The sequence below is a fragment of the Streptosporangium sp. NPDC002721 genome, from assembly GCF_042888905.1.
In the GTDB taxonomy this organism is placed as follows: domain Bacteria; phylum Actinomycetota; class Actinomycetes; order Streptosporangiales; family Streptosporangiaceae; genus Streptosporangium.
Genome location: NZ_JBIAQI010000025.1, coordinates 93,782 through 114,379, shown reverse-complemented (window position 1 = coordinate 114,379; position 20,598 = coordinate 93,782). Strand labels below are relative to the sequence as shown.

At 72.1% G+C, this 20,598-nt stretch carries 18 protein-coding genes; 9 read left to right on the top strand and 9 right to left on the bottom strand.

The features are described 5' to 3' along the window. Nucleotides 1-4 precede the first annotated feature (4 nt). From ACFYWM_RS32110 to ACFYWM_RS32085, 6 genes are all read right to left on the bottom strand, one after another. Complete coding sequence (locus ACFYWM_RS32110) at nt 5-799, bottom strand: carbon-nitrogen hydrolase family protein (protein ID WP_389921361.1); 795 nt, start codon at nt 797-799, stop codon at nt 5-7. Further along, on the bottom strand, nt 796-1,686 hold the full coding sequence (locus ACFYWM_RS32105; RefSeq protein WP_389921360.1) for a DUF418 domain-containing protein: 891 nt from the start codon (nt 1,684-1,686) through the stop codon (nt 796-798). The genes ACFYWM_RS32110 and ACFYWM_RS32105 overlap by 4 nt, the downstream gene beginning before the upstream one ends. A 366-nt stretch (nt 1,687-2,052) precedes the next feature. Then, a complete protein-coding gene (locus ACFYWM_RS32100; RefSeq protein WP_389921358.1) occupies nt 2,053-2,823 on the bottom strand; it encodes a MerR family transcriptional regulator in 771 nt (256 codons plus the stop codon). After that, nucleotides 2,813-4,048: an MFS transporter gene (locus tag ACFYWM_RS32095; protein WP_389921354.1), complete on the bottom strand. Its 1,236-nt coding sequence runs from the start codon at nt 4,046-4,048 to the stop codon at nt 2,813-2,815. Before ACFYWM_RS32095 ends, ACFYWM_RS32100 begins: the two co-directional genes overlap by 11 nt. Nucleotides 4,049-4,153: 105 nt before the next feature. After that, nucleotides 4,154-5,596, bottom strand: a complete 1,443-nt coding sequence (locus ACFYWM_RS32090; RefSeq protein ID WP_389921349.1) for an extracellular solute-binding protein — start codon at nt 5,594-5,596, stop codon at nt 4,154-4,156. A 48-nt stretch (nt 5,597-5,644) separates the two neighbouring features. Then, nucleotides 5,645-7,714 (bottom strand): VWA domain-containing protein, encoded by a 2,070-nt coding sequence (locus tag ACFYWM_RS32085; RefSeq protein ID WP_389921346.1) that lies wholly within the window; start codon nt 7,712-7,714, stop codon nt 5,645-5,647. 476 nt (nt 7,715-8,190) lie between these two features. On the opposite strand from ACFYWM_RS32085, the gene ACFYWM_RS32080 reads away from it, so the two are divergent. From ACFYWM_RS32080 to ACFYWM_RS32070, 3 genes are all read left to right on the top strand, one after another. Further along, nucleotides 8,191-9,381 (top strand): pyridoxal phosphate-dependent aminotransferase, encoded by a 1,191-nt coding sequence (locus ACFYWM_RS32080; RefSeq protein WP_389921342.1) that lies wholly within the window; start codon nt 8,191-8,193, stop codon nt 9,379-9,381. A gap of 232 nt (nt 9,382-9,613) precedes the next feature. Continuing rightward, the gene (locus ACFYWM_RS32075) at nt 9,614-10,564 is read left to right on the top strand and encodes a bifunctional 5,10-methylenetetrahydrofolate dehydrogenase/5,10-methenyltetrahydrofolate cyclohydrolase (protein WP_389921522.1); all 951 of its coding nucleotides are present in this window, start codon (nt 9,614-9,616) and stop codon (nt 10,562-10,564) included. A 213-nt stretch (nt 10,565-10,777) separates the two neighbouring features. Then, on the top strand, nt 10,778-11,281 hold the full coding sequence (locus ACFYWM_RS32070) for an RICIN domain-containing protein (protein ID WP_389921337.1): 504 nt from the start codon (nt 10,778-10,780) through the stop codon (nt 11,279-11,281). Nucleotides 11,282-11,444: 163 nt separating this feature from the next. On the opposite strand, the gene ACFYWM_RS32065 is transcribed toward ACFYWM_RS32070, so the two are convergent. Beyond that, entirely contained in the window at nt 11,445-13,220 is a 1,776-nt protein-coding gene (locus tag ACFYWM_RS32065; protein ID WP_389921334.1) for an MDR family MFS transporter, read from the bottom strand. Nucleotides 13,221-13,301: 81 nt separating this feature from the next. Here ACFYWM_RS32065 and ACFYWM_RS32060 point away from each other — a divergent pair, with 81 nt between their 5' ends. The 5 genes from ACFYWM_RS32060 (at nt 13,302) to ACFYWM_RS32040 (ending at nt 17,777) form a co-directional block, all read left to right on the top strand. Continuing rightward, nucleotides 13,302-13,862 carry a TetR family transcriptional regulator gene (locus ACFYWM_RS32060; protein WP_389921331.1) on the top strand — a complete coding sequence of 187 codons (561 nt, stop codon included), beginning with the start codon at nt 13,302-13,304 and terminating at the stop codon, nt 13,860-13,862. Nucleotides 13,863-14,118: 256 nt separating this feature from the next. Continuing rightward, complete coding sequence (locus tag ACFYWM_RS32055; protein WP_389921329.1) at nt 14,119-14,847, top strand: thioesterase II family protein; 729 nt, start codon at nt 14,119-14,121, stop codon at nt 14,845-14,847. Between the two features lie 168 nt (nt 14,848-15,015). Next, on the top strand, nt 15,016-15,924 hold the full coding sequence (locus ACFYWM_RS32050; RefSeq protein ID WP_389921326.1) for a carbamate kinase: 909 nt from the start codon (nt 15,016-15,018) through the stop codon (nt 15,922-15,924). Between the two features lie 27 nt (nt 15,925-15,951). Beyond that, complete coding sequence (locus tag ACFYWM_RS32045; protein WP_389921323.1) at nt 15,952-17,043, top strand: ring-opening amidohydrolase; 1,092 nt, start codon at nt 15,952-15,954, stop codon at nt 17,041-17,043. Nucleotides 17,044-17,213: 170 nt separating this feature from the next. After that, nucleotides 17,214-17,777 carry an SseB family protein gene (locus tag ACFYWM_RS32040; RefSeq protein WP_389921320.1) on the top strand — a complete coding sequence of 188 codons (564 nt, stop codon included), beginning with the start codon at nt 17,214-17,216 and terminating at the stop codon, nt 17,775-17,777. Here the strand turns inward: ACFYWM_RS32040 and ACFYWM_RS32035 are convergent. Together ACFYWM_RS32035 and ACFYWM_RS32030 are read right to left on the bottom strand one after the other, a co-directional pair. Beyond that, a complete protein-coding gene (locus ACFYWM_RS32035; RefSeq protein WP_389921317.1) occupies nt 17,698-18,717 on the bottom strand; it encodes a hypothetical protein in 1,020 nt (339 codons plus the stop codon). The genes ACFYWM_RS32040 and ACFYWM_RS32035 overlap by 80 nt on opposite strands. Beyond that, nucleotides 18,696-19,688: a hypothetical protein gene (locus tag ACFYWM_RS32030; protein WP_389921315.1), complete on the bottom strand. Its 993-nt coding sequence runs from the start codon at nt 19,686-19,688 to the stop codon at nt 18,696-18,698. The genes ACFYWM_RS32035 and ACFYWM_RS32030 overlap by 22 nt, the downstream gene beginning before the upstream one ends. Nucleotides 19,689-19,834: 146 nt before the next feature. Between ACFYWM_RS32030 and ACFYWM_RS32025 the strand changes: the two genes are divergently transcribed. Beyond that, nucleotides 19,835-20,593 carry a prepilin peptidase gene (locus ACFYWM_RS32025; RefSeq protein ID WP_389921313.1) on the top strand — a complete coding sequence of 253 codons (759 nt, stop codon included), beginning with the start codon at nt 19,835-19,837 and terminating at the stop codon, nt 20,591-20,593. Nucleotides 20,594-20,598: the final 5 nt, after the last annotated feature.

Here is a 20,598-nt window from a genome sequence, read left to right as displayed (position 1 = left end):
CATTTTACGATCTGCCGACCTGGAGCCGCCGGTGTTCCAGGCACGGTAAGGCATTCCGGGTGGCAATCGTGATCTGAGAGTCGATTTCGCATATATGTACGGCGGCTGCCGGTCCCAGGTCGGTGCGTACCACCCCCATCGGATCGACCAGCATGCTCCGCCCGATCCCGAAGCCGTCGCGGGCCTCCGGGTTGGGGGCCTGGCCCACGGCCGCGACCCAGGTGGTGTTCTCGATCGCGCGGGCCCTGACGAGCGTGGTCCAGTGCTCCTCCTTCATCGGCCCCGACCCCCACGCGGCGATCACCGCGAACACCTCGGCCCCCAGGTCGACCAGGGTCCGGGTCAGCTCGGGGAAGCGGATGTCGTAGCAGGTGACCAGGCCCACCCGGATCCCGGCCAGCTCCACCACGACCGGGGTGTCGCCCGGCGCGACCAGCTCGGACTCGCGGGCGCCGAAGGAGTCGAACAGGTGGATCTTCCGGTAGGCCGCCTCGATCGAGCCCGAGGGGCCGATGGCGACCGCGGTGTTGTGGACCCGGCCCTCGCCGGGCTCGAACACTCCCGCGATCACCGACAGGCCGTGCTCCCGCGCCGCGGCGGCCAGCCCGGTGACGAACGGCCCGTCGAGCGGCTGGGCGAGGTCGGTGACGCGTCTGCCGTACCGGGTGAGGGCGGCCTCGGGGAAGATCGCCAGCTCGGCGCCGCCCGCGGCGGCCTCGGCGAGGGCGTCGAGGGCACGGCTCAGGTTGGCGGACGGGTCTTCGGCCACCGGTATCTGGCAGAGGGCTATGCGAGTCACGGGTGTGACCCTATCCGTCTGTTCGGCACTCGTTCCATCCACGTGAGGCTCCGCCACGCCCATTCCAGCGGCCCGTACCTGAACCTGGCCAGCCACGCGCGGCTGAACAGCACCTGAAGCACCAGGACGGCGACGGAGAGCGCGATCCCGGCGAGCCGGGTCGTGTCCGCGACGAGCAGCGGCACGAAGAGCAGGATGACCGGGGTGCTCACCAGGTAGTTCGTCAGCGCCATCCGGCCGAGCGGAGCCAGCACCGCCAGCAGCGGGTCGCGCAGCCGGGTCCGCAACAGGAGCAGCAGCCCGGTGCCGTAGGCCGTGGCGACGGCGAGCCCGGCGGACGCGTGGACGGACGCGTGGAAGAGGAGGGGGTCCTTGGCGATGCGGAGCCAGAGCCAGGTGAGCGTCACGCCCAGCACCGCGCTCGCCACGAACGCCGGCGCCAGCAGCCATCCGGGCGGCGGGCGCTCCATCAGCACCATGCCCAGCAGGAACAGCCCGGGGACGAGGATGATCCCGCCGCCCTGGTACACCGCCCACCCGGTGAAGGCGAGGCCCAGCACCAGCACCGCGGGCCGGGGGAGGAACGAGGCGGGCAGCAGGACCAGCACCCCGAAGATCGCGTACGGCAGGAGCACCTCGCCCGAGTTGAAGATCTGGTGGACCGCGCCGAGGGCCGCGAGCACCGCCAGCCTGCGCAGCAGCACGGCCCAGGGGCGATCGGTCCGCCCGGCCGCCGACCTCAGGAAGAGGACGAAGCTCAGCCCGAACAGGAACGAGAAGATCGGATAGAACCTGCTCTGCAGCAGGTTGTCGATCGCCCAGTCCACCGCGTTGCGATCGGACGGCTTCAGGTGGTCGCGCGTGTGCTGCCAGGTGTTGACCAGCATGATCCCGCACACCGCGAAGCCGCGGAGCGCGTCGAGCGCGTGAAGCCGGGCCGCTCCGGTCGCTCCCGCCGGTCCGGCCGGTCGGGCTGCTTCAGCCGGATCTGCCGGATCTGCCGGATCGGTCGGATCTGCTGGATCGGTCGGATCTGCCGGATCGGTTGGATCGGTCGGGTCGGTCGGGTCGGTCGGCTGGGTCGGTCGGGTCACAGCGAATAGACGTACCACCCCATAACAACCTACGCATAGACGACCCACCCGGTCGCGGGCGCCCGGACCGGATCGCGCGGCCGGTCCGACGGCGCGACCGGCCACCGAGAGAGAGGTCCGGTCCGGGGGGCGGGCACGGCGTTCGGTGGTGACCGGCTCTCATGCCGACGGGCCGGTGAGTGCTTCCAGCCTTTCCGTGATCCGGGCGGCCACCATCCTCTGCGCGGGGTTCAGGGCGTCGCGCAGGTACTGTTCGAAGAGGCCGTACAGCTCCTTGTCGATGAGTTCGGTGTCCCCGTTCCGCCCGGTGAACTCGACGACGATCGTCCCCAGCCGCTCGGTGAAGTCCTCGACGAGGCGGTCGGCGACCGCCGGATCCGCGTCCGCGTCCAGCCGGTCGAAGCGCCGGGCGAGTTCCGCCACCACCTCGACGGTGCCGGGCGCGGCGATGTGCTCGTAGAACCCGGCAAGGTGTTCGATGCCGGTTTCGCCGACGAGATGCGCGAGAAGGACGGACTGCTCCCGGTCGATCCTGTTCATCGCCGGTGAGACGCCCGACAGGGCGAAGGCCTCGAAGAACCGCGCGAGTTCCGGGGGTACGTCGGGGAGGGTGCGGTGCCGGCGGATGAGTCCCAGCATCGTCTTCTGCCGGGTGAGGCGGACGATCTGGGCGTCGAGCTCGTGTTCGAGGTCGCTCAGCAGATCGTGGTGGTCCTCCTCCTCCGAGTCGAGGAGGCCCGCCACCTTGTCGAGGGGGATCCCGAGCGCGGCGAGTCGTTTGATGCGCAGCAACCTGACCAGGTCCCGGATCGTGTAGCGCCGGTATCCGCTCGGGTCGCGCACGGGCTCGGGCAGGATGCCGATCCGGTGGTAGTGGCGCAGCGTGCGGACCGTCACGTCCGCGAGTGACGCCAGCTCGCTACTCCGCACGCGCGGTCACCTCCCCCTCCGCCTCAAGGCTACGCAGCGCGGGCGCGCGGAGCGCCGCCAGCACGGCGACGACCCAGACGACGCCCATGGTGATTCCCGCGGCGGCCAGGCCGCCGAGATGGCCGATGAGCGCGGCGGCGAGGATCCCCGCCGGGCCGGCGATCATCATGAGGGAGTTCTGCGTGCCCATGACGCGCCCGCGCAGATCCTCGGGGATTCGTTCGATCATGAGCACCCCGAGCAGGCTGCCGAGCAGTCCCGAGGAGAGCCCCAGCACGAACGCGCCGGCGAAGACGGCCCACATCGGAGGAAGGGCCGAGATGACACCGATGCCCACGGCGCTGCCCAGCAGCCCGGTCACGAACCAGACCCGGCGCGACCCGCGTGTCCCCAGAGCGGCGTAGAGGCCGCCGCCCACGAGGGTTCCCGCGGCGATCGCGGTGAGCACGAAACCGAGCGTCTCCGGGCGGCCGATCAGCGTGAAGTGCGCGGGCAGCACGATTCCCTGCAGGGAGACGATCACGGTGACCAGTACCAGGTTGAGCATCGTGACCGCGAGCAGGAACCGGTCGCGCCGGAACAGCACCCGCCAGCCCTCCTTCAGCAGCCCCCATCCCGAAGCGGGCGGAGACACGGGACCGGTCCCGGCGGGGATCACGCCGACGTCCCTCGGGATCAGGAGTGTGAGCATCGCCGCGGCGGACGAGGTACCGGCTGTGATCCACAGCACCATGGACCCGTCGAACAGGACCAGCAGGCTCCCGGCCGCGGCCGGCCCGATCACCATGGTCAACGCGCCGAGGCCCTCCCTGATGCCCATGAGCCGGTGCGCGGGGAGGCCGCCGGTCCGCACGATCGCGGGCAGGATCGCCTCGCGGGCCGTCATCCCCGGCACGTCACCGACCGCGCCGACGATGCCGAAGAGGATGAACCACCCCAGGTTCAACCCGGTCACGAGATCGACGACGGGCAGGGCGGCCAGCGACGCGGCGGAGATCAGATCGGTGATCACCGACGACGTGCGCCTGTTGATCCGGTCGATCACGACACCCATGACCAGACCCGAGACGAATGCCGGCACCGCGGTCGCGGCGGAGAGGATCCCCGCGGAGAGGACGCTTCCCGTCGTCTGTAACACGATCAGGGGGAGAGCCACCGCGGCAATCGAGTTTCCCAGCAGCGACAGGGCGTACGAGGTCAGATAGATCAGGGGAACGGGCTTCATGTCCCCAGTGGAAACCATGACCTTACGTCGGGGGCAAATGCCGGAGCCGGGGCGGGTGACCTGGCTCCCCACCTCACGGTGGGGAGACGAGAAAGGTGACGGGGGTCAGCCGCCGGCCAGCGCCTTCCTCAGCTTGGGGGCGAGACCTGCCGTGAACGTCCTCGCGTCCTCGCACCCCTTCCGCCCGAGCGACCAGCAGCCGAGCAGCTCGTGGACCTCCGTGCGGAAGACCCGGCTGAACTTGCTGTAGTACGGGGAGGACGGGCGGGCCCTGGCCTGCGTCAGCGCGCGCAGCAGCGTGTCGGGCCGCACGGCCTCGGACTCGGGCTCGGCCGCCCCGGGCTCGGAGGCGGACCCGGGCTCGGAGGCGGGTGTGGACGGGGTGGCCGCGGGCGAGGGGCCGCCACAGTCGGGCTCCGCCTCCGCGTAGAGGGCGGAGACCCTGGCCGGGGCGAACCCGCCGCACCGGTAGAGCAGCCTGGCCGCCTCCCCGCCGGTCAGCGCGGCCACCAGCCGCTGCGCGACGTCGCGCCGGACGGTGTGCCGGGAGACGGCGAGATACTGGCCGCCGAGGACCCCCTGCCAGGGCAGCGCCACCGCGCGGAAGGCGACCCCGCCCGACTTCCGTTCCCCGGAGAGCACCTCGTGGGCGGAGGGCCAGTGCCGCAGGAAAAGGGCGTGCCTCTCGCGGAAGGCGGTCAGCGACTCCGCCTCCGTGCTGCCGAGGGTCTCCCCGGAGATCACGCCGGCCTTCACCGTCTCGATGAGCCGCCCGACGGCCTCCACCGCGCGCCTCTGGGTGATCACCACCTCGCCGTTCGCGTCGACCACGTCCCCGCCGTTGGCCCAGATCGCCTCCAGCGCGTTGACCGTGAGCCCCTCGTAGGAGGCGAACTGCCCGGCGAGCCCGAGGGCGGTGGGGTCGGGCCCGGCCCGGCGCGCCTTCGCGATGCCGGTCATGTCCTGCCAGTCCTCCGGCGTCCGCAGGTCACCGCGGTGGTAGAGGAGGCCCACGTCGGTGTTGAACGGCACCGCGTACTGGACGCCGTTCCAGGCGCCTGCGGACCAGATCTGGGAGAGGAAGTCGTTGGTCCCGCCGTGCGCGGCGGTGTCGACCGGACGCAGGTAGCCGCCCTCGGCGAACTCGGGGATCCACTGGATGTCGAGGTTGTACACGTCGTAGTGCCCGGCCTTCGACTGGGCGGCCGAGATCATCGCGCTGCGCTGCTCGTCCGCGACCGAGGAGATCGCCACGAAGCACGCCCGGGGCCTGCCCTCGATCCCGTTCCAGACGGCTTCGAGCGCCCGCTCACGTGCCCCTCCCGAGACGTCGGCGCCGCTGGCGATGCGCAGGACGCAGTCGTCCCTCGGCGGTCCGGGGGGCGGGGTGGGCGCGGCGCTCGCCGCGAGGGAGGGGAGGCAGACCAGCAGCAGGAGGAGAAGGATCACCCCGCGGCCGACCGGCTCCGCCCCGGAGGGCGCACCCGGCCCGCCGGTCCCGCCCGGCGTGGACGGTAAGACCACCGAGGGCGGGGAGGGGCGGCTCATCGGATACCTCCAGCGTGGGGACCCCGGGCTTCGGCCCCGGGGAGGGCGTCAATCGGTGACCGCCCGGAGCTCGGTGAACGCGTCGTCCAGCTTCTGGTCGGGGTCGGTGCTCGCGTCGTAGCAGGACATCAGGCCCCTGTCCCGGAGCTCCGGCAGCGGGGACGTGCCGCAGCCGTGCAGGTCGAAGGAGAGCATCAGCAGGCGGACTCCCTCGTGTTCCCCGATGTCCTCGCCGGTCAGCCCGCGAGGATCGCCTCCGTCGGTGAGCACGAGCACGGCCTTCCGCTCCTCCGGGGCACCGATCCCCCTCACCTGGTCGAGCGCCCTCCGGATGACGGGGCGCATCGGGGGATCGGGGCGCGAGCCGGTCCGGTAGGCGTTCCGGATGGCGGTGAGCCTGTCGGCGAGGGCCTTCCCCTCGTCGCCGACGGGCGCGAGGGCGGCACCGCGATCGTCGTCGGGGAAGAACGTCATGATGCCCGTGGTCCGCTCACCGCGCTTGGACGTGACGGCGAGCTGGGCCACCTGGATCGCCGCCTCCAGCCGTGACCTGCCGTCGTTCACCCTGTTGCGCGCCATCGAGCCCGAGACGTCGACCACGACGAGGACGTGGTCGGCGAGCGGGGTCGCCAGCTTGTAGAGCAGCTTGGGGATGTCCGGCTTCCAGCTCGCCGCCACCGGCGCGGCGGCCCGCAGCCAGGGCGCCTTCGCCGGCAGCCTCCCGGCGTTCAGGCGGCCGTCGGCGTCGCGGAACCCGTACCGGGGCAGGGCCTCCCGCAGGAAGTCGCAGAACTCCCTGACCGTACGCTCGACGGCGGGGGGCCGCCTGAGGTCGGGCCACCGCTTGGAGACGCAGGCGTACCGCATGGCGTGGCCGCCCTTCGGGTAGACGGCGGTCAGCCGCGGCGGCCTCTCCCCGGCGCTTCCCGGCGCGGGCGACGGCCACCCGCCGCCCGCGCCGGGGACGGCGCAGCCGCCCGACGCCGGGAGCGCGGGGTCGGCGCCCGACAGGGAGACGTTGAGCTCGTGGAACTGCTGCTCGGTCAGGACCATCGGGGACGTGTCGAGGGAGCCCGCGTACCGGCACATCACGTCGCGGACGTTGTCGCCCGGCCGCACCCTCGTGGACAGCCCCTCCACGTGGCCGGGGGCGGCGGCCGTGGCCATCAGGCCGACGTTGGAGGCGAGCGGATGGGTGCGCACGACCCGCTGCCGGGCGCCCGGCCGCTCTCGCAGCAGGTCGGCCCAGTCGCGGTCCCCGGGGTTCCTGTTGGCCTCGGTGAGCTCCTCGGCGAGCTCCTCCCGCGCGGCGATGACGAGCGGCGAGGTCGCGACGACCGTCCGCTCGCCGAACGCCGGCATGCCGTCGGTGCCCCTGTCGAGGTAGTCGATCTCCTGGAGGGAGTCGGCGACCCACCCGTCGGGCCGGGCGCCCGGGGGCTTGCGTGCCGTCAGCCCGGCGGTTCGCCCGGTCGCCGGCTGGACGGGGAACGTCCAGTCACCCAGCCGGTCCCGCACCTCGTCGGCGCGCAGCCCGCTGACGTTGATGTTCACCTGCCGGCAGCCCAACCAGTCGACCTTCCCGGCCGTGAACTCCCCGGCCGCCCGCTGGATGGCGGGGGAGGTCTCGTCGGACGCCAGGAACGTGATCTCGTCGGGGATCCGGCAGGTGACCCATGGCTCCTCCTTGGGAACGACGGCCAGGGTGACGACGACGGTGACCAGGACACCGGCCGAGAGCAGCCACCAGACGTCCTGGCGCACCCACTGGGAGAACACCCCGAGAGCGCCGTACAGCCGTTCCGGAATCACGCGGCGCAGCCAGGCGGTGCTTCTCAGCAGGTGGCCGGGGAAGATGGTGAGTGCCGTCAGGGCGAGAATCCCGAGGACCAGGGCCACTTTCGAGACCGTGGAAATGGAGAGGGCGAGAAGCACCAGCAGCGTCTGGACGAGGGCGTTGGAGAAAGCGGTCACCATCTGCCACGCGCGTTCCGCCGAGCCGGTGGCGTCCGCCGAGGTCTTCGCGGTCTCTGTTCTCCCTGAGCTCTCCGTGGTCTTCTCGCTGTTCACCATCTGCCAGTCGTCTCCGCCGGTGGTCTCCCGAGACTTCGCGTTCACCCTACGTCCGACCCTCACCACCGAGAGAGGCTTTCTGTGATCTACGGGACGGGGACGTGTCGCCGAAGTGTTTACGGCCGGCCGCATTCACGGGGCCGTGGTGACCAGGGCATTCGGGGTGTCGTGTCACGTCCGCGTCGCGGACTCCGCGAAATGGGAGTCCGGCTGTCGGAGAATGCCGCGCCGACCGCTGGGCGGTTCCGCAATCGGCGGTTTCTCGCCGGTCCCCGGTTCACGGTTCACGGAACGCGTTCTCGGCCGTTTTCCGTACGCCTTCCCCGCCCGGGTTCCGCGAATTCCGGTCGCGCCCTTACCGATTTCCCGGTAGCGGTCCCGTGGGTTTCCCGATCGTCTCAGGTGAACGGCGGCGGATCGCGCCTTCTCACGGTCATGGACCGCCCCGCCGCCGCGTCCGTGACGTACCCGGGAAGGACGTTCCCGTGGGCGCCGCGGGGGAGCGGACTACGCTGGAGCGCGTGAGCGATCCTCTGGTGGCGCGGATGCGCGAGTTCGGCACGACCATCTTCGCCGAGATGTCGGCGCTTGCCCTGCGGACCGGCTCGATCAACCTCGGGCAGGGCTTCCCCGACACCGACGGGCCCGCCGCGATGCTGGAGCGCGCGGTGTCGGCGATCCGCGAGGGCTCCAACCAGTACCCGCCGGGGCCGGGCGTGCCCGAGCTGCGCCAGGCCGTCTCCGAGCACCGCAAGGACCACTACGGGCTCGACTACGACCCCGACGGTGAGGTCCTCGTCACCGTCGGCGCCACCGAGGCCGTCGCCGCGACGATCCTCGCGCTGTGCGAGCCCGGCGACGAGGTGATCGCCTTCGAGCCGTACTACGACTCCTACGCCGCCGCCGTCGCCCTGGCCGGGGCCGTGCTCCGCCCGGTCACCCTGCGCCCGGTCGAGGGCCGCTTCACCTTCGACCCCGCCGAGCTGCGCGCCGCCGCCGGACCGCGCACCCGGGCCGTGCTGGTCAACTCCCCGCACAATCCCACCGGTACGGTCCTCAACCGCGCCGAGCTGGAGGAGATCGCCCGTCTGTGCCTGGAGCGCGACCTGGTGGCCGTCACCGACGAGGTCTACGAGCACCTCACCTTCGACGGCGTCGAGCACGTGCCGATGGCCACCCTGCCGGGCATGCGCGAGCGCACCGTGATGATCTCCTCCGCGGGCAAGACCTTCTCGGTCACCGGCTGGAAGACGGGCTGGATCTGCGCGCCGCCCGAGCTGGTCAGGGCCGCGCAGACGGTCAAGCAGTTCCTCACCTTCACCGCCGCCGCGCCCTGGCAGCTCGCCGTCGCCCACGGCCTGCGCCACGAGCTCGGCTGGGTCTCCTCCCTGCGGGCGGACCTGGAGTCCAAGCGCGACCGCCTGACGGCGGGGCTGTCCGCGGCGGGCTTCGAGGTCTACCGTCCCGCGGGCACCTACTTCGTGCAGACCGACATCCGCCCCCTGGGCTTCACCGACGGCCTCGCCCTGACCCGCGAGCTGCCCTCGCTGGCGGGCGTGGTCGCCATCCCGACCCAGGTCTTCTACGCCCGCCCCGAGCGCGGGAGCCACTTCGTCCGCTTCGCCTTCTGCAAGAAGGACGAGATCATCGACGAGGCCGTGAGCCGCCTGGCCGGTCTCGGCGCGGCCGGGGGCACCACCGGCCCGGCCTGACGAGCCGGACGCCCGCGAAGCCGTACGTCCCCGAGAACCTGAGAAGAGGTCCCCGAGAAGGCTTACGGAACAGGGGCGCCGAGGGGTGTGACGGCGTGGGCGGTTCGACCAGGAGGGGGCGATCGGGCATCCTGGGAGTGACGCGACTGGCGGCTAGGGGATGGCATCAACCATCGGGGAGCTCGCCGTGGGAGTCGACCGCCTGGGCGCCCACGCCGACGAGAGGACACGCATGTCCCAGCCCGCATCGAACGGCCCGGAGCCCGAGAGCACGCCGTCCGCCCGGCTTCTCCCCGGCGGCCCGGTGGCCGAGAGGATCCTCGCCGACGTGGCCACGCGGGTGGCCGCGCTGACCCGCGAGGGTGTCACCCCGAGCCTGGCGACGGTCCTGGTCGGCGACGACGACGCCAGCGCCGGATACATCCGCATCAAGCAGCGGCAGGCCGCCGAGCTCGGCTTCGCCTCGCCGCACGAGCACCTGCCCGCGAGCGCCACCCAGGCGGACCTGCACGCGGTCATCACCGCCTTCAACGACGACCCGGCGGTGCACGGGCTGCTGGTGCAGCACCCCGTCCCCAGGCACCTCGACTACGACCGGGCCCTGCAGGTCATGGACCCGGACAAGGACGTCGACGGCATGCACCCGCTCAACATCGGGCGGCTGGCGCTGGAGCTCCCCGGCCCGCTGCCGTGCACGCCCGCCGGGATCGAGGCGCTGCTCGCGCACTACGAGATCCCGGTCGCCGGGCGTGAGGTGGTCGTCCTGGGGCGCGGGGCCACCCTCGGCCGTCCCCTGTCGATCCTCCTCGCGCAGAAGCGCCCGACGGCGAACGCGGCCGTCACCGTGGTCCACACCGGGGTGGGCGACTGGCCCCGCTACACGCGCCGCGCCGACGTCCTCGTGGCCGCGGCGGGCGTGCCGGGGATCGTCCAGCCCGAGCACGTCAAGCCCGGCGCCGTCGTCATCGGCGGCGGGGTGCGGTACGAGGGCAGGCGCCTGCTGCCCGACGTCGACGAGTCCTGCGCCCGGGTGGCCGGGGCCATCACCCCCAGGGTCGGCGGGGTCGGTCCCACCACGGTCGCGATGCTGTTCCGCAACGCGATCACGGCGGCCGAGCGCGCCGTGGGCTCCGCGGACTCCGCGGGCGCCGCCGGTTCCGCGGCGGGGGAGAAGCTCCGGTAGGAGGACGCCCGCGCCCCGCGAAACACCGGTCGCCGTCTCGTCGTGTCGACGCCCCGTCGTGTCGCCGACCCGGGATCGATCTCGCTGCGTGTACCTTCTGCTGCGGAGAGTGATGGCCGGGCGTGCTCGCGGGAGCGGTACGCGCGGTACGGGGTGACCGGTGGCGTGCGCCGCTCTCCACTGCCGTTTCTCGCGGGAAGGAGAGCATCGACGATGCGACGGAGATTCAGGGTGCTGGCGTCGGCGGCGGCGGTCGCGCTCGGTTGCGCGGGATTCGTCCCGGGCGCGGCGACCGCCACGGGCTCGGAGTCGGCGGCCTGGGGCCCCATTCGCAGCCACCAGAACTGGCGCTGTCTGGACGCCGACCTCGGCACCATCGGCCCGAACGGGACGAAGGTGCAACTGTGGGGCTGCAACGGCTGGGACAACCAGTCGTGGAGCTACGACGTGTCCAGCCACACGATCCACAGCAGGGAGAACGGCCGCTGTCTGGACGCCGATCTCGGGACGATCAACGCGAACGGGACCAAGGTGCAGCTCTGGGACTGCAACGGCTGGGCCAACCAGAAATGGATCTACGACGCGACGAGCCGCACGATCTACAGCATGTACAACGGGCGCTGCCTGGACGCGGACCTGGGGACCATCAACGCGAACGGGACCAAGGTGCAGCTGTGGAACTGCAACGGGTGGGCCAACCAGAAGTGGACCCTCTGACGGCCGCCGCTCGCGAGCGGCCGTGCGCCAGGGGCCGACCACGGACGGGACCCTCTCGGCGCGGCCGGGAGGGTCCCGTCCGGGGCGGACGCCTCGCGTGAGGCGGCTGTGAGAGGGCCCGGGGCCGGCCGGAGAGCGGGCCGGCCCCGGGCGGCGCGGGGGGTTACGGCCTTCCCGCACCGACCGGCGGGGTGGCCGGATCGGTCGTGGCGAACGGCGGGCCGACCGGGCTGACCTGGTTGTCCGGGCTGACGGGGCTGACCGGGCTGACCGGGCTGACCGGGTTGTTCGTGGCGGTCGGCGGGGCGGCCGGGAAGGTCGCGCCGGTCGTGACGGTCGGCGGGGTGGCAGAGGCGGTCGCGGCGACCGCGGCGGGGGTGGCCGGGTCGGCGGGGGCCTCCGGGGTGGCGCTCCGTGCCGAGCGCAGGGGGATCTCCTTGAGCATCAGCGCGGCCACCGAGGCCAGCAGGGCGATCGGGACGCCGACCACGAAGACCGCGCTCATCGCCCGGGTGAAGGCCTCCAGGATGATCTCCAGGATCGGCGCGGGGAGGCTGTGGATCGCCTTGGGGGAGCCGAGGCTGGGGACCGCGCCACCGTTCAGCGGCAGGTGCGCCGCCTTCGCCAGGGAGACCAGCTCCGCGGTGAGCCGGTTGGACAGGATCGCGCCGAAGGCCGCGACGCCCACCGCGCCGCCGAGGGAGCGGAAGAACGACACCCCGGAGGTCGCCGAGGCGAGGTTCGCGCGGGTCACCGCGTTCTGGGCGGCCAGGATCAGGATCTGCATGGAGGCGCCGAGCCCGATGCCGAGCACCGCGTTGTCGAGGCCGACGACCACCAGCGAGCTGTCGACGTGCAGGCGGGAGAGCAGGAACAGGCCGACCGCGACCAGCAGCATGCCCACGACGGGGAAGATCTTCCAGCGGCCCGTACGGCTGACGAACCGGCCGGTCAGGATCGAGGAGGTGAGCAGGCCGAGCACCAGGGGCAGGGTCATCAGGCCCGAGCCGGTGGGGCTCATGCCCTTGACGATCTGCAGATACTGCGGCAGGAACATCAGCGCGCCGAACATCGCCGCGCCGACCAGCAGGGAGGCGGTGGAGGTGAGCACGAAGGTGCGGTTGCGGAACAGGTGCGGCGGCAGGATCGGGTCGGCCGCCCTGCGCTCGGCGACGACGGCGAGCCCGAACATCACCAGGCTGAGCGCGCCCAGGCCGTAGGTCCACGCGGAGTTCCAGTCGAACTCCTTGCCGCCGAGGGAGAGCAGCAGCATCAGCGCGGTGGTGCCGCCGGTGATGAAGGTCGCGCCCCACCAGTCGATCTTCGTGTCGCGGCGGACGAGCGGCAGCTTCAGCACCTTCTGGATGACGACGAACGCGACCACGGCCAGCGGCACGCAGATCCAGAAGGTCCAGCGCCAGGACATGTTGTCCACGATGAACCCGCCGAGCAGCGGGCCGGTCACCGTCGAGACGCCGAAGACGGCGCCGATGTAGCCGGAGTAGCGCCCGCGCTCGCGGGGCTCGACCACGTCGCCGAGGATGATCTGCGGCAGCGCGGCGAGGCCGCCGGCGCCGATGCCCTGCACCGCCCTGGCCGCGATGAGCTGGCCCATGTCCTGGGAGAACCCGGCGGCGACGGAGGAGAGCAGGAAGACGACCAGTGCGACCTGGAACATGAGCTTGCGGCCGTAGAGGTCGGAGAGCTTGCCCCAGATCGGGGTGGAGGCGGTCATGGTGAGCAGGGTCGCGCTGGCCACCCAGGCGAGCTGGTCCTGACCGCCGAGCGTGCCGACGATCGTCGGCAGCGCGGTCCCCACCACGGACGTCGAGATCATCGACGTGAGCATGGCGAGCATCAGCCCGGCCAGGATCTCCAGCACCTGCCTGTGCGTGAAACTCGGTGCGGCCTCGGCCTGGGCCTGTTGTTCGGTCAGCATGAACCGTCCCCCAATGCATGTACAGTACACATTAAATTAGTAGACGCTTGTTTACTCGTCAAATCTGGAAGGATCCCGTAGGTGGATGAGACACGGCAGCGTGACAGGGAGGGCACCAGGCGGCGCATCATCGAAGCCGCCCGCCTGCTGTTCGCCGACCTCGGGTACGACCAGGTGACGATGCGGATGATCGCCGCGGAGGCGGACGCCAACATCGCGCTGATCAACCGCTACTTCGGGAGCAAGCGGGAGCTGTTCGCCGAGGTGCTCGCGATGCAGGGGCGCTTCCCCGGCGTCCTGGAGGGGCCGGAGGAGGAGCTGCCCCGCCGCCTGGCCGAGTACGTCGCCGACCGGCTCCGCTCCGACCAGGGGAGCGTGATACTGGCCGCGCTCATCCGGTCGTCCGGCTCCCCGGAGATCCACGAGATCATCCGCGACCGGGTCAGCTCGGCGATCCTGGAACCCCTGTCGGCGCGGCTCTCCGGCCCCGACGCGGCCTTCCGGGCGACGGTCGCCACCGCGCTCGTCACCGGCACCGGCACGATGCGCCAGCTCTACGGCCCCGACGCCGCCGACGGCCCCGGCCGCGAGGCCGTGGTCGCCCGGCTCACCGCCGTCTTCGAGGCCTGCCTCGGTGTCTGAGGGCCGTCCGCGTCGGAGCTCAAGGCCCGCCTGCGTCGACGTCTGAGGTCTGTCTGCGCTGGAGCTTGAGGCCCGTCCGCGTCGGAGTCCGAGGTCCGCTTGCGTCGGAGCTAAGGCCCGTCTGCGTCGATGTCTGAGACCCGTCTGTCTCGGCGCCCGAGGCCCGTCCGCGTCGGCGCTTGGGACCCGCCTGCCTCGCGAGGCTCCGGTGCCATCCGCGATCACCCGGTCGCCCGCAGCGTGGGAACATGGTCGCATGACCTGGCTGCGCTGCGCCTTTCCCCGTCCGGGGGCGACCACGAGGCTGTTCTGCTTCACGCACGCGGGAGGGTCGGCCACCGCCTACCGCGCGTGGTCCGAGCCGCTGCCCGCCTCCGTGGAGCTGCACGCGACGCAGCTGCCGGGCAGGGCCGACCGGTTCAACGAGCCGCTGCCGGAGGACATGGACACGCTGGCCGACGAGGTGACCGGCTCGATGCTGCCGCTGCTGGACAGGCGTTTCGCGCTGTTCGGGCACAGCATGGGGGCGACGCTCGCCTACGAGGTCACGCGCCGCCTGGAGGCCAGGGGAATCGCCCCGGCGCGGCTGTTCGCGTCCGGCGCGAGGGCGCCGCACGACCCCCGCGACAGGCCCCCGATCTCGGAGTACGACGACGACCGCTTCGTGGCCGAGATAGCGAAACTCGGCGGCACCGAGGTGGAGATCCTGTCCCACCGGGCGATGCGCGAGATCATCCTGCCCTACGTCCGCGCGGACTTCCGCCTGGTCGAGGCCTACCGCCACCGCCCCGGGCCTCCACTGCACACCCCGATCTCCGCCTTCGTCAGCGACGCCGACCCGGTGGTCACCCCGGCCCAGGCCAAGTCCTGGGAGGCCCGCACGAGCTCCGGCTTCTCCCTGACGATTTTCCCCGGCGACCACTTCTACCTGCAGCCGCAGCGCGTACGGGTGGTGAAGGAGATCACCCGGACACTCGCCGGCTAGACGAGCCACCCACCGAGCCACCCACCGGCCCGCCCACCGGTCCGCTCCGAACCGGTCTCCTGAGGCTCGCGGAAAGCCCGCCGGTTGGCCGAATATGTCGAAGGGCGGGTGCTCCTTGGGCAATGAGTGCCCATGAGCCGGGACGGGCAGGCCGTTAGCGTCGGCCTGGTGGGTGAACGAGTACTGATCGCGCTCGGCGGCAACGCGATGACCGGGCCCGACGGCGGCGCCTCGCCGGGCGACCAGCACCGCGCGATCGAGCAGGCCATGCGCCACGTCGTCGCGCTCATCGAGGACGGCCACCAGGTCACCCTCACCCACGGCAACGGCCCCCAGGTGGGCAACCTGATCCTGAAGAACCAGCTCGCCGCCCACGTCGTCCCCCCGGTGCCGCTCGACTGGTGCGGGGCGCAGACCCAGGCCACCGTCGGCACCCTCATCCTCAACGCGCTCGGCGGCCGTGCCGCGGTCGTGGTCACCCGTACGCTCGTCGACCTCGCAGACCCGGCCTTCGGAGACCCGGTCAAGCCGATCGGCCGCTACTTCGGCGAGGCGGAGGCGCGCCGTTTCGAGGACCTCGGCCAGACCTGGCGCCGCTTCGAGCGCGGCTGGCGCCGCGTGGTGGCCTCCCCCGAGCCGCTGGAGATCCTCGACGCGCCCGCGGTGGCCGCGCTGGTGGGCGCGGGATTCACCGTCGTGGCCGCGGGCGGCGGCGGCGTGCCCGTGACCCGCGACGGCGAGGGACGGCTGGCCGGGGTCGAGGCCGTGATCGACAAGGACCTCGCCGCCGCCGTCCTCGCCCGTGCCGTACGAGCCACGGTCCTGGTCATCGCGACCGACGTCCCCGGGGCCGTCGTCGGGTTCGGCACGTCCCGCGCCCGGCCCCTGGGCCACGTCACCACGTCGGAGCTGCGCGTGTTGCACGCCGCCGGGCACTTCGCCGGGGGCAGCATGGGGCCGAAGGTCGAGGCCGCGCTGCGCTTCGTCGAGCAGGGCGGAGACCGGTCGGTGATCACCTCTCTCGGGGACATGGGAGCGGCGCTCACCGGGGAGACCGGCACCGTGGTGCGAAAGTGAACATGAGGCGATCGAAAGGTGGCAGGGATGCCCGAACCCATTGAAGTGCGCAAGGTGCCCATCGAGAGCGTGACCGACGCCTCCGGGCTGGCCCGGCTCATCGACGACGGGGTGATCGAGGCGCACCGGGTGCTCGCGGTGATCGGCAAGACCGAGGGCAACGGCGGGGTGAACGACTACACCCGCATCCTGGCCGACACGGCCTTCCGCGGGGTGCTCGCGGCCAAGGGACATCCGTCCCCCGAGAGCGTGCCGCTGGTGTGGTCGGGCGGGACCGACGGCGTGCTCAGCCCGCACGCCACGATCTTCGCCACCACCGCGAACGCCGAGCCGGGCGACGAGCCCAGGGTGAGCGTCGGCATCGCGATGAGCGAGGTGATCCTGCCCGAGGACATCGGCCGCCCCGCGATGGTGGAGAAGGTCGCCGCCGGGGTCCGCGAGGCCATGAAGCTCGCCGGGATCGACGACCCGGCCGACGTCCACTACGTCCAGACCAAGACCCCGTTGCTCACCCTGTCCACGATCAACGACGCCAAGTCGCGAGGCAAGGACGTGGTCATCGAGGACACCGGCCCGTCGATGGACATCTCCAACTCCACCACCGCGCTCGGCGTCGCCGTCGCCCTCGGCGAGATCGAGATGCCCACCGCCGAGCAGATCCACCGCGACCTGTCGCTCTACTCCTCCGTCGCGTCGTGCTCCTCGGGCGTCGAGCTGGACCGGGCCCAGATCGTGGTCGTCGGCAACGTACGGGGGATCGGCGGCCGGTACCGCATCGGCCACTCGGTCATGAAGGACGCGCTGGACGCCGACGGCATCTGGGAGGCGATCCGCTCCAGCGGCATCGAGCTGCCCGAGCGCCCGCACCCGTCCGACCTGGGCGACCGGCTCGTCAACGTCTTCATGAAGTGCGAGGCCGACCCGTCGGGCAGCGTGCGGGGCCGCCGCAACATCATGCTCGACGACTCCGACGTGCACTGGCACCGTCAGATCAAGGCCACCGTCGGCGGTGTCGCGGCCAGCGTCACCGGCGATCCGGCGGTGTTCGTCTCGGTCGCGGCGGTCCACCAGGGACCGAGCGGCGGCGGCCCGGTGGCCGCCATCGCCGACCTCGGCTGACAGGCGGTCCTCGCCCTCCTCCTCACCCGGTACGCCGCGCCGCCGGGGGGACGTACAGGATGTACCGGACGTGACGTACAGGACGTGGCGCTCCGGATGTACGCGTCATGCCCCGGTCACCGGGGTGGGGCGGTCGTCCCCCCGCCCCGCCGCGGGTAGGCTCCCGGTTCGTGCCGAGCATTCCGCAGCCCCTGGTCCCCGGCGACGACGGTGGCGCCGACGTCGCCGTGACATCCGCGCTCGCGGCCTTCGCCGCGGGGAAGGCGCAGGCCGGTGAGGTCGTCGCCGCGCTGAGCGGGGCCCGGCTGCTCGTGCCGGTGGTCGCCCTGCTGAAGGAGTCGGAGATAGGCGAGCACGGGCTGCGGCAGGAGAAGGAGAGCGAGATGGCTCTCCCGAAGCTCGTCGGCGCGGACGGCCGCGAGGCGGTGCTCGCCTTCACCGGGGTGGAGGCGCTGCGGCGCTGGCGTCCCGACGCCAGGCCCATCCAGGCCACGATCCTCCAGGTCTGCCAGGCGGCGGTGCACGAGGACACCTCGGCCGTGGTGGTGGACGTCGCGGGCCCGGTGCCCTTCGTGATCGAGGGCGGTCTCCTGCGGGCGCTCGCCGCAGTCGAGTCGGGCACCCTCGACCGGCTGGGGGCCGAGGCCCCCGACGTCACCGTGGCGAGGATGGAAGAGATCGCCGAGCCTCCCAGGCGTCGGCGGTTCGGTTGGCCGCCGCGTGGACGAGGTTGACCGTCAGGATCGCCGGGGCGATCACGGCGACGAACCCGCCGAAGTCGCGCTCGAAGACCAGGGCGAGGATCACCGCCGTCACCCCGTTCTGCTGGGCCAGCCCCAGGTGCACCCGGTCGATCATCGGCAGGCCGTGGGTGAGCACCAGCGCGGCGACCATCTGCGCGGCGTACGCGGCCAGCCCGAGCAGCACGCCCATGCCCATGTTCGTCCCGCCGACGAGCAGCAGGCCCATCAGGAACGCCGACAGCGCGAACGCCACGCTCACCGCCCGGCCCAGCCAGCGCGCGTCGGGCAGGCGCAGGTAGAGCCCGGCGGTCGCCAGGCCGAGCATGAGGGAGGTCCACGCGGCCGACGCGACCGCCCCGGCCGCCGTCACGTAGGTCAGCACCGGAGGGGCGTTCCTGACCAGCCGCCACAGCAGGTAGACCGCGCCCGCGAACAGCACGTTCAACCCCAGGTCGGCGAAGTACGAGGCCGACAGCCCGCCGCCCCCCGACCCGCTCACCAGCGCCGCCGCGTAGACGGCCAGGATGATCGTCACCGGGTCGTCGAAGGACGACCACGCCCCGAGGATCGTCTTCGCCCGGTTCGACAGGCGGCCGTCCCGCATCACCCCGGCGACCGACAGCGGGTCGATCTGGGCGACCACCACCGCCATGATCAGCGCTCGGGGGTCGCCGGAGACGAGGTAGACGACCCCGGCGATGAACGCGGTCTTGAGCAGCACCCCGACGGTGACCGCGAGCACGATCAGCCGGGAGTGCTCCCTGGCCTCGGCGCGGTCGATCCCGTGGGTGCTGCCGTACAGGCCGATCGCGAGCAGGAGGCTGCTGAACAGCACGTACGCGCTCGAATGTTCCAGATCGCGCAGGCCGCCCAGGTCGGCGGAGAGCCAGCCGAGGCCGACGACGACGATCAAGAGCCCGATTCGGGCCACCGCTCACTCCTCGGGACGGATCGCAGGTGCCCCTGGGGTTTCGGGGCGCGTTCCCGCTGGTTGATCGGGGGCAGGGTGAAGTGGCCGCGGATCGTGTCCACGAGCCGGGCCATCTTGTCGTCGGAGACGTCGACCTTGCGCTGGTCCAGCGTCACCCCGATGAGGTAGCGGGTCTCGTCGATCCAGTAGAAGAACATGGCCCCGCGCTCCACGTCGAGGACCGTGCGGATGAGGACGCCGCCCTCCAGCCTGCGCAGCTGCCGGTTGAGCCGCTGGGTGAGCCAGTTGAGCTGGTTCCCGGCCTTGAGGTAGATCTTCCTGCGTTCCTCCTGGTCGGTCTCGTGGAAGAAGTGGGCCAGGTCGGCGTCCTCCAGCACGTCGGTGTAGAAGCAGCACTTTTGGTCGGCGAAGTAGGCCACGAAGTGCAGGTCGTCCTGGTCGACCATGGCCACGCAACTGGCCAGCGCCTTCTCCACCGAGGGGCCGATGTTCGGCATGGTGCGGATCAGGATCTCCGACTCGCCGATCACCCTGCGCTTGGTGGCGGTGGGCAGCGGGCCCATCCCGGCCTCCAGGTACGGGAGGTAGAGGCCCCGGCGGTACTGGACGAGCAGGTAGACGCCGGTGGCGACGGCGAACGCGCTCACCCCCGCGGTGATCAGCCCGTGCAGCTCGCCGGGCACCCCGCCCCGCCAGAGCACGGGGCCGAACGCCGCCACGAACCCCAGCGCCGCCTCGCCCGCCGCGGTGACCGTGAGCGCGACCACCAGCAGCACCGGCAGCCGCGCCCTGATCCGGCCGAGCACGGTGGCGATGAGGGCGAGCGTCACGATCACCGCGATCACGGTGACCGCGCGGGCCACGTCGTACTCCTCGCCCTCGATGTACCACGCGAGGAGTTCGAGCAGCACCGGCAGGAGGATGAGGGACGCGATGACAGCGGGCAGCTTGCTGAAGCGATCCGTGTCCACGCGGTCCGGCCCTCCGGGGGTAGGAATGCCTCCAGCCTCCGTGATCATCGCGGCCCCCGTCAATGACCTCCGGGGTCACTTCGGTCCGCGAGCCGGAGTGACCGGATCCCCGGCGCGGCGGGGGTTCGCGGATTATGGTCGGCTCCATGAGCCCCCCGGTGCCCCTTCTGGCCCTCCCCGCGCTGGCGGCCCTGGCGGGTCTGGTGATCGGGCTCTGGACGCGGCGCGTGGTGGCCCGTCATACGAGGGCCGAAGGGGGCGAGGGGGGCGAGGGAGTCGAGGTGGAGCGGCACGGCCGCCGGCCTCCGGCCGGGGCGGTGGAGGGGGTCACCGCGGCGGTGCTGGCCGCTCTCGCGCTGCGGGCGCTGTGGCCGGACGCACAGGTGTGGCCGGACGCAGAGGTGTGGCCGGACGTGCCGGGGACGGAGCCCACGCCGGTCGGCAGGGCGGGGGAGCTGCTCGCCTTCGGCTGGCTGGCGGTGGTCGCCGTCGCCCTGTCCTTCGTCGACGCCGCCGTCCACCGGCTGCCCGACCGGCTCACCCTCGCCGCCTACCTGGGAACCGCCGCCCCGCTGGCCGTGCCCGCCCTCGCCGACGGCCGCCTCGGGGACCTGCTCGGCGCCGGGCTGGGCGGCCTCGCCCTCGCGGGCTTCTACCTGGTGCTGTTCCTGGTCAACCCGGCGGGCATGGGGCTGGGCGACGTCAAGTTCGCGGCGAGCCTGGGTACCGCCCTCGGCTGGCTGGGCTGGGACACCCTGGTCGCCGGGGCCTTCCTCGGCCTCCTGGCCGGGGGGTTCTACGGGGCCGCCCTGATGGTGCTGCGCCGCGCGGGCCGCAAGAGCGAGATCCCCTTCGGCCCCTTCATGGCCGTCGGCACCCTGGCCGCCGTCCTCCTGGCCCGCTGACCGGT

Coding starts and splice junctions, on each gene's coding strand:
- ACFYWM_RS32105 (WP_389921360.1), bottom strand. CDS start 1,686: ATGCTGGTCAACACCTGGCAGCACACGCGCGACCACCTGAAGCCGTCC.
- ACFYWM_RS32095 (WP_389921354.1), bottom strand. CDS start 4,048: ATGAAGCCCGTTCCCCTGATCTATCTGACCTCGTACGCCCTGTCGCTG.
- ACFYWM_RS32090 (WP_389921349.1), bottom strand. CDS start 5,596: ATGAGCCGCCCCTCCCCGCCCTCGGTGGTCTTACCGTCCACGCCGGGC.
- ACFYWM_RS32075 (WP_389921522.1), top strand. CDS start 9,614: ATGTCCCAGCCCGCATCGAACGGCCCGGAGCCCGAGAGCACGCCGTCC.
- ACFYWM_RS32070 (WP_389921337.1), top strand. CDS start 10,778: ATGCGACGGAGATTCAGGGTGCTGGCGTCGGCGGCGGCGGTCGCGCTC.
- ACFYWM_RS32065 (WP_389921334.1), bottom strand. CDS start 13,220: ATGCTGACCGAACAACAGGCCCAGGCCGAGGCCGCACCGAGTTTCACG.
- ACFYWM_RS32055 (WP_389921329.1), top strand. CDS start 14,119: ATGACCTGGCTGCGCTGCGCCTTTCCCCGTCCGGGGGCGACCACGAGG.
- ACFYWM_RS32045 (WP_389921323.1), top strand. CDS start 15,952: ATGCCCGAACCCATTGAAGTGCGCAAGGTGCCCATCGAGAGCGTGACC.
- ACFYWM_RS32025 (WP_389921313.1), top strand. CDS start 19,835: ATGAGCCCCCCGGTGCCCCTTCTGGCCCTCCCCGCGCTGGCGGCCCTG.